Source organism: Stenotrophomonas maltophilia group sp. Smal12, from assembly GCF_037079935.1.
GTDB classification, from domain to species: Bacteria; Pseudomonadota; Gammaproteobacteria; order Xanthomonadales; family Xanthomonadaceae; genus Stenotrophomonas; species Stenotrophomonas sepilia.
In genome coordinates, this window is record NZ_JBAWUK010000090.1 from 1 (window position 1) to 7,857 (window position 7,857).

Genomic DNA, 7,857 nt, shown 5'->3' on the forward strand with positions numbered 1-7,857 from the left:
TGCGGCGGCGTGCGCGGGCGGCCGACCCCCCCCCCCCCCCCCCCCCCCCCCCCCCCCCGCCGGCGGCACCAGCAGACCCCCCCCCGCGGGGCCGGGGGGCGCCCCCCCCCCCCCCCCCCCCCCCCCCCCCCCCCCCCCCCCCCCCGCGCGGGCCCCCCCCCCCCCCCCGCCACTACCTGATCGCGCGGCGCAAGGGCGTGGATCGCCCGTTGCGCCGAGCAGCGTATGATCGGCGCGCGGGCCTGCCCGCCGTTGAAGGTATCGACATGGATCGTTTTTCCCGCCTGCCCGGCGCCCTGCTGCTGATCGCCAGCCTGCTGCTGGCCGCACCGGCCTGGGCCAACAGCACCGCCTGCCGCGAGCGCTCCCCGAGCGTGGCCTCGCAGGCGGCGATGCTGGACGTAGCCTGGACCACCGCCGAACGGCTGGACGCGCTGCCCGACGTGGACGTGGTGGTCGCCGCGCGCGGTGGCCAGGACCTGAGCCGCTACGGCCTGCGCCACAGCCACCTGGCCTTCCTGCTGCGCGAGGACGACGGCCGCTGGCGTGAGATGCACCTGCTCAACCGCTGCAAGACCGACAGCTCGCAGCTGTACCACGAGGGCCTGGGCAACTTTGTCGGCGAGAGTGGCGGCCATACCGACCTGCGCATCGGAGTGCCGTCGGCGCCGTTGCGTGCGGCCCTGCGCGCGATGCTGGTGTCGCCCTCGATACAGCCCAAGGCGCTGCACGAAACGAAGTACAACGTGGTTGCCTACCCGTTCGCCACCGACTACCAGAACTCCAACCAGTGGGTGCTGGAAGTGCTGGCGGCGGCGATGGCGCAGGCCGAAGGCACGCCGGCCATCGTCAAGCGCGAACAGGCGCAGTACTGGCTGCGCCAGCACAAATACCAGCCCAGCGTGCTGCACATCGGCCTCGGCAAGCGCGTGGGTGCGCGCCTGTTCGTAGCCAACGCCACCACCACCGACCATCCGGCCGGCGAACGCATCTCCGGCAACTATTCGGTGGTGACGGTGGAATCGGTGTTCGACTTCCTGCACCAGCGCAGCCAGCTGCAGCAGGAACTGGTGATCCCCCATGTGCCGGTGGCCGGTGCCACCGCCGCCGCCCCCTGATTTCCCCGAGGAGAACGACATGCGTCCGCTGCTTGCCTCTGTACTGTCGACGATGATCGTCACCGGCCTGGCCTGGTCCACGGCCGCCCACGCCGAACGCCGCATCGTGATCATCCATGACCCGGGCCCGCAGGGACCGAGCCTGGAAATGTCCACGCAGATGGTGGCCTCGGCCCGCGCCGCCGCGGCGAAGGAAGCCCAGGATGCGGCCGACGCCGGCCGGCCGCTGGCCCGCCCGCAGCAGATCAAGCTGCCGCAGATGGAGGTGAGCGCCATCGCCACCACCGTCGACGGCCGCCGCGAAGTGCTGCTGCGTGATGCCAATGACCCGCAGAACACGGCATCGATGCAGTACCCGCGCGGCATCGGCGATCCTGCTGTGCAGTTCACCGTGGGCCAGACCGTGAACTTCGAGCCGACCGGCAACGACCAAGGCTGGCAGCTGAAGGACAACCAGGGCCGCCCGCTGGAATACCTGCCCGAGGCCACCGGCCCGCGCGACATCTTTGACAACCGGCGCTGAGCCGCCGCCCCACGCTGACCAGGAGGTCTCCATGCTCCGTTGCCTGCGCGTTCCCACCACTGCATTGCTGCTCTCGGCGCTGCTGGTGCCCACCGTCCATGCCGGCGCCGCGCCGCAGTTGAACAGCAGCGAGGCCAGCGTGATCGTGACCTCGCTCGTGGTGCTGTCGCTGCCGCTGGCGGCGTCGATGGGCCTGTCCGAACTGTCCAAGGCACCGTTCAAGGCCAGCGAGCGCAACGCCAGGGCGACCCGCACCAAGGCGGTGCCGCTGCCGCCGATGGAAGTGAAGAAGGTGGAGACCACGCCCACGGGCGAGCGCCAGGTGCAGTTGCAGGTACCGGACAAGGCCGACCACACCGCCACCCTGCGCTGGCCGGTGCAGCCGCAGGGCGAGAACCCGGCGGCGGCCTTCGTGGTCGGGCAACGGGTGCATTTCGACCCCACCGAGGCCGGTGCCGGCTGGAACGTGAAGAGCGCCCAGGGCCAGACCCTGGCCTATGTGCCGACGGCCTATGCCGCCGGTGATGTGATGAGTGAAGCGCTGTAAAGCTGAACGACCGGTTTTGGCTTTGCCGCAGGCCGGGCGGATAATGGGCGATCCCCTTTGTCCCCCTGGCTCGCCATGTCCGTGCGTCCTGCCCCTCTGTTTGCCCCGCTGACCCCGCGCGCCCTGGTGCTGGCGGTACTGGCCATGGGTGCAGTGGTGCTGCTGTCCAACGTACTGGTGCAGTACCCGATCAACGATTGGCTGACCTGGGGCGCCTTCAGCTATCCGGTCGCGTTCCTGGTCAGCAACCTGATCAACCGTCGCTTCGGCCCGGGCCCGGCGCGCCGCGTGGCGTGGATCGGCTTCGCGGTGGCGGTGCTGCTGTCGATCTGGGTGGCCACCCCGCGCATCGCCATTGCCTCGTGCTCGGCCTTCATCGTGGCCCAGCTGCTGGACATCACCGTGTTCGACCGCCTGCGCCGCGGCAGCTGGTGGCGCGCACCGATGGTGGCCACCACCTGCAGCGCGACGGTGGACACCACCCTTTTCTGGTCGATCGCGTTTGCCGGTTCCACCTTGCCGTGGGTGAGCTGGGCCGCTGGCGACCTGGCAGTGAAGCTGGCGATCGGCGTCTGCCTGCTGGTCCCGTTCCGCGCGTTGTTGTGGAAGATGGCGCCGCTGCGCGCCACCAGCTGACCGCCATTGATCCGGTGGGTGCCGACCGTTGGTCGGCACGCCCTGCAGAGCTCATCGCTGCCGAAAGATTGTGCCGACCAACGGTCGGCACCTACCAACAGCGGGCCATCGCAGGGCCATTGATCCGGTAGTCGCCAACCTTGGTTGGCGCTTGGCATTCATGCCAACCAAGGTTGGCATCTACCAACGGCAGTCCTCCGCCATCCGGCACTCAGGCGAACGGCAGCTCTGCCGCTCTGCACGCCGCCGTAATCGCTGCACACGCCTCTTCAATGGCCGGCGTGGTCGGGGCCAGTCGCGGGCGGCGGTCCAGCGTGCAGGCCAGGCCCACGTCCAACAGCGTGGCGTGCGCGCCATGCAGCGCCTGCGCGGTGGCATCGGGCAGGAAACCGGCGACCGCCAGCGCATCGATCAACGACGGCGTGTCGCGCGGCTGCAGCAGCGCCGGCACCTGCGCGCTGCGCGCGAGTACCCCGGTCTGCAGCAGGAATTCCAGGTCCACCACGCCACCGGCACCCTGCTTCAGGTCCAGCCGCGCGGCGTCGCTGCGGTCCAGTTCGGTGCGCATGCGGCCGCGCATCTTCAGCACGTCGGCATACAGCGTGGCCATGTCGCGCTCGCGCCCCAGCGTCTGTGCACGCACCTGTTCGAAGTCGGCCAGCAGGCTGGCATCGCCGGCCACGCCCCGCGCACGCACCAGCGCCTGGTGTTCCCAGGTCCACGCACGCTCGCGCTGGTACTCGGTGTAGCTGGCCAACGAAGACACCAGCGACCCCTTGCCGCCGTCGGGGCGCAGGCGCACATCGATGTCGTACAGGCGGCCGGCGGCGGTGACCGCACCGAGCAGCGCCATCACCTTCTGCGCGAGCCGCGCATACCAGCGCCCCGGCTCCAGCGGACGGGCACCGTCGCTGGCCTCCACGCCGGCCGGGTGGTCATGCAGGAACACCAGGTCCAGGTCGGAACCGAAGCCCAGTTCTAGGCCACCGAGGCTGCCGTAGCCGATGATCGCGAAGCGGCCACCGGGAATCGCGCCGTGCGCGGCGCGCATGTCCGCCTCGGCCATCGCCAGCACGGTGACCACCACCGCCTGTGCCAGTTCGGCCAGCTGCCGCGTGCTGTCCACCGCGCCCTGGCGACCGTCCAGCGTGGCCATCGCCATGCGGAAACTGAGCGCCAACCGCGTCTCGTTGAGCCAGCGCAGTGCCGATTCGGGATCCTCGACCGCCAGCACCTGCTGGCATTCGGCCAGCATGCCGGCGGCATCGGGCATCGGACCGGACACGCGCACATCCAGCAGTTCGTCCAGCAGCAGCGGATACGCAGCCAGGCGCTCGGCCAGCAGCGCGCTGCGCGCCAGCACATCGACCAGACGCGCCAGCGCGCTGGGCTGTTCGTCCAGCAGCGCCAGATAGCTGGTCCGGCGCAGCACGGCCTGCAGCAGGCCAAGCACGCGCTTGAGCGCGGCGTCGGGTTGCGGCGAACGCGTGGCCGCATGCAGCAGCGCCGGCAGTACGCGATCCAGCCGTGCACGCGCGGCGTCGGACAAGGACTTCACGCCGGTGCCCTGGGCGAAATCGCGCAGCGACTGGTCGGCACCATTGGCGTCGAGAAAACCCGCCTCGGCCAGCAGCGGTGCGTTGCTGCCTTCGGGCAGGCTACGCCAGTAGTTGGCCAGCGCGTCGGGCGCGGCCTGACCCTTGCGCGGGGCCAGCAGCGCGTCGAATTCAGTACTGACCCGCTGCTGCTGCACAGCCAATGCCGCGCGCAGCACGTCCCAGTCTGGGTAGCCGAGGCCGACGGCGATGCGCGCGCGGTCCAGCGCGTCGCTGGGCAGCACGTGGGTCTGCGCATCGCGCAGCATCTGCAGGCGGTTTTCCACGCGGCGCAGGAACAGGTAGGCCTCGCGCAGCGCAGCGCCATCCTCGGGCGCGATCTGCCCGCCGGCCACCAGCGCGTCCAGCGCCACCAGCAGGCGGCGCTCGCGCAGCGCCGGCTCACGGCCACCGCGGATCAGCTGCAGCGCCTGGCACAGGAACTCGATTTCGCGGATGCCACCGGCGCCGCGCTTGATGTCTTCGTGCAGCTCGCGGCGCGCGACTTCGGCGGTGATTGCCGCTTTCATCTCACGCAGGCCGTCGAGCGCGGTGAAATCCAGGTAGCGGCGGTACACGAACGGGCGCAGGGTCTGCAGCCACGCCTCACCCGCCTGGATATCGCCGGCGACCGCGCGTGCCTTCAGCCACGCATAGCGTTCCCAGTCGCGGCCTTCGCGCTGGAAGTACTGGTCCATCGCCGCGAACGACAGCGCAACGCGACCGGCGCTGCCGAACGGGCGCAGGCGCAGGTCGACGCGGTGGCTGAAGCCATCGACGGTGGTTTCGTCCAGCAGCTTGGCCAGGCGCTGGCCGAGGCGGGCGAAATACTCTTCTGCGGCCAGCGCACGCGGACCGTCGGATTCGCCGCCCTGCGGATACGCATAGACCAGATCGATGTCGGAACTGAAGTTGAGCTCGCCGCCGCCCAGCTTGCCGAGGCCGAACACCACCAGCTGCTGCGCGGCACCGTCGCCATCGCGGACCACGCCGTGGCGCTGTGCGAATTCCTGCTGCAGGGCATCCAGCGCCAGCCGCAGGCAATCCTCGGCCAGGGTGGTGGCGCCGGCCAGGGTCTGCGCCACGTCGTCCAGCCCGGCCAGGTCACGCCAGATCAGTCGCGTGGACATGGCGGTGCGCCAGCGCCGCAGCTGTGCCGGCCAGTCGCTGGGCTGCAGCGGATCGAGCACCGGGGCCGGGATCGGCGGGCAGCCGGGCGCGGCCAGCTGCGCCAGCAGCGCCGGTTGCCGCACCAGGGTGTCCAGTGCGAAGTTACTGGCTACCGCCAGCCGGGTCAGCAATGGCAGCCATTCCGTGGGGATGGGCCCGGGCAGGACCTGCGTCAGGCGCGCCAGAGCGCGGTCGACAAGGGGCTGCAGGGCGGCGGGCAGGTCTGCGGGAGCAAGAGTCATGCGCGGATTGTATCGACCCGGCCGGGACGCGACGGACCTGGTAGTGCCCCCCCCCCATTCATACGGGGCGACAGGCAATAAAAAAGCCCGCTTGCAGCGAACTGCCAGCGGGCTCTGCTCCCTCCCCCACGTCGGGATGCAGGGCCATCGTGCGGGCTGCGAAAGCAGTTTGCACGCTGCACTGCAAAACAGAACCGGTGGGTATGGGTGAGCCCCTGGGGGAAAAGCCATTCCACGAAGGTAGAACCCCCCGTACGGATGAGGATGGCCGATAATCGGGTTTCCCCCCAGAAACACTGTCGTCATGTCTGTTGATCGCATCGCCAACGCGCGTCTTCGTGACCGCGTGGTCTCCGCCGAGGCCGCAGCCGCGCTGATCCAGCCCGGTGAAACCGTGGCCATGAGCGGCTTTACCGGCTCCGGGTATCCCAAGGCCGTCCCCGTCGAACTGGCCCGCCGCATCGAAGCGGTGCACGCCCAGGGCCAGCCCTTCCAGATCAAGCTGATGACCGGCGCCTCCACTGCGCCGGAACTGGATGGCGCGCTGGCCAAGGCCGATGGCATCGCCATGCGCATGCCGTTCCAGAGCGACCCAGATGCGCGCAACCGCATCAACGAGGGCAAGCTGGATTACATCGACATCCACCTCAGCCACGTCGCCCAGCACGTGTGGTTCGGCTTCTATGGCGAGATCGATACCGCCGTGATCGAAGTCTCGGCCATCCGCGAGGATGGCTCGCTGGTGCCCTCCACCTCGGTCGGCAACAACAAGACCTGGCTGGACCTGGCCAAGAAGGTGATCGTCGAGGTCAACGAATGGCAGCCGGCCGGCGTCGACGGCATGCATGACATCTACTACGGCACCGCGCTGCCGCCGCACCGCAAGCCGATTCCGCTGGTGAACGCCAACGACCGCATCGGCGACACCGCGCTGCGCTGCGACCCGGACAAGATCGTGGCCGTGGTGCGCACCAACGGCCCGGACCGCAACAGCCCGTTCAGCCCGATCGATGCGACCAGCGAGCAGATCGCTTCGCACCTGATCGAGTTCCTCAAGCACGAAGTGAAGAAGGGCCGCTTGCCGCCGAACCTGCTGCCGCTGCAGTCGGGCGTGGGCAACATCCCCAACGCCGTGCTGGCCGGCCTGGCCAAGAGCGGTTTCCGCGACCTGGCTGCGTTCACCGAAGTGATCCAGGACGGCATGCTCGACCTGCTGCGCGATGGCGTGCTGAGCTACGCCTCGTGTACCGGCTTCGCGCTGAGCCCGCAGGCCAACGAGACGTTCAAGGAGAACATCGATTTCTACCGCGAGCGCATCATCATGCGCACGCAGGAGATCTCCAACCATCCCGAACTGGTGCGCCGCCTGGGCTGCATCGGCATGAACGGCATGATCGAGGTGGACGTCTACGGCAACGTCAATTCGACGCACGTGATGGGCACGCGGATCATGAACGGCATCGGCGGTTCCGGTGACTTTACCCGCAACGGTTTCCTGTCGGCCTTCCTGAGCCCGTCCACTGCCAAGAACGGCACCATCTCGGCGATCGTGCCGATGGCCAGCCATGTCGACCACACCGAGCACGACGTGTCGGTGATCGTCACCGAACAGGGCCTGGCCGACCTGCGCGGCCTGACCCCGCGCAAGCGCGCGCAGGTGCTGATCGACAACTGCGCGCATCCGGATTTCCGCCCGCAGCTGCAGGACTACTTCGACCGTGCCAGCCGCGAGAGCTACGGCAAGCACACCCCGCACCTGCTGCCGGAAGCGCTGTCGTGGCACCAGCGCTGGCTGGATACCGGCACGATGAAGGGCTGATCCCAGGTCCGGACATCGGGTAGAGGCGGGGCGCGGGCCGGGCCGCGCCCCACAACCCCCCCCCCCCGCCGGGCCATAACCACCGGTACCGCCCGCGCCCCCCCGGATCTTCCCAACGACGCGGCGGCCCCGGCGCGGCGGCGGTTAATCGGGGGGCAAGTGACACACCCCAAAAACCCGCGTACCCCACTCCATAATAAAAAAAAT

Annotated in this window: 6 protein-coding genes; 5 read left to right on the forward strand and 1 reads right to left on the reverse strand. The window is 69.3% G+C overall.

Annotated features, from left to right (window positions below):
- Positions 1-266: 266 nt before the first annotated feature.
- From WDC87_RS21385 to WDC87_RS21400, 4 genes are all read left to right on the forward strand, one after another.
- Positions 267-1,118: a DUF2145 domain-containing protein gene (locus tag WDC87_RS21385; protein WP_252745065.1), complete on the forward strand. Its 852-nt coding sequence runs from the start codon at positions 267-269 to the stop codon at positions 1,116-1,118.
- Between the two features lie 19 nt (positions 1,119-1,137).
- Complete coding sequence (locus WDC87_RS21390) at positions 1,138-1,641, forward strand: hypothetical protein (protein WP_053462618.1); 504 nt, start codon at positions 1,138-1,140, stop codon at positions 1,639-1,641.
- A gap of 31 nt (positions 1,642-1,672) precedes the next feature.
- The gene (locus WDC87_RS21395; RefSeq protein ID WP_053505051.1) at positions 1,673-2,188 is read left to right on the forward strand and encodes a hypothetical protein; all 516 of its coding nucleotides are present in this window, start codon (positions 1,673-1,675) and stop codon (positions 2,186-2,188) included.
- A 75-nt stretch (positions 2,189-2,263) separates the two neighbouring features.
- On the forward strand, positions 2,264-2,824 hold the full coding sequence (locus WDC87_RS21400) for a queuosine precursor transporter (protein ID WP_053505050.1): 561 nt from the start codon (positions 2,264-2,266) through the stop codon (positions 2,822-2,824).
- Positions 2,825-3,035: 211 nt separating this feature from the next.
- Here the strand turns inward: WDC87_RS21400 and glnE are convergent, their stop codons facing one another.
- Complete coding sequence (glnE, locus tag WDC87_RS21405; RefSeq protein WP_252745064.1) at positions 3,036-5,831, reverse strand: bifunctional [glutamate--ammonia ligase]-adenylyl-L-tyrosine phosphorylase/[glutamate--ammonia-ligase] adenylyltransferase; 2,796 nt, start codon at positions 5,829-5,831, stop codon at positions 3,036-3,038.
- Positions 5,832-6,135: 304 nt separating this feature from the next.
- Here glnE and WDC87_RS21410 point away from each other — a divergent pair, with 304 nt between their 5' ends.
- Complete coding sequence (locus tag WDC87_RS21410; protein ID WP_252745063.1) at positions 6,136-7,650, forward strand: acetyl-CoA hydrolase/transferase family protein; 1,515 nt, start codon at positions 6,136-6,138, stop codon at positions 7,648-7,650.
- Positions 7,651-7,857 lie beyond the last annotated feature (207 nt).

Coding starts and splice junctions, on each gene's coding strand:
- WDC87_RS21410 (WP_252745063.1), top strand. CDS start 6,136: ATGTCTGTTGATCGCATCGCCAACGCGCGTCTTCGTGACCGCGTGGTC.
- glnE (WP_252745064.1), bottom strand. CDS start 5,831: ATGACTCTTGCTCCCGCAGACCTGCCCGCCGCCCTGCAGCCCCTTGTC.
- WDC87_RS21390 (WP_053462618.1), top strand. CDS start 1,138: ATGCGTCCGCTGCTTGCCTCTGTACTGTCGACGATGATCGTCACCGGC.
- WDC87_RS21385 (WP_252745065.1), top strand. CDS start 267: ATGGATCGTTTTTCCCGCCTGCCCGGCGCCCTGCTGCTGATCGCCAGC.
- WDC87_RS21400 (WP_053505050.1), top strand. CDS start 2,264: ATGTCCGTGCGTCCTGCCCCTCTGTTTGCCCCGCTGACCCCGCGCGCC.
- WDC87_RS21395 (WP_053505051.1), top strand. CDS start 1,673: ATGCTCCGTTGCCTGCGCGTTCCCACCACTGCATTGCTGCTCTCGGCG.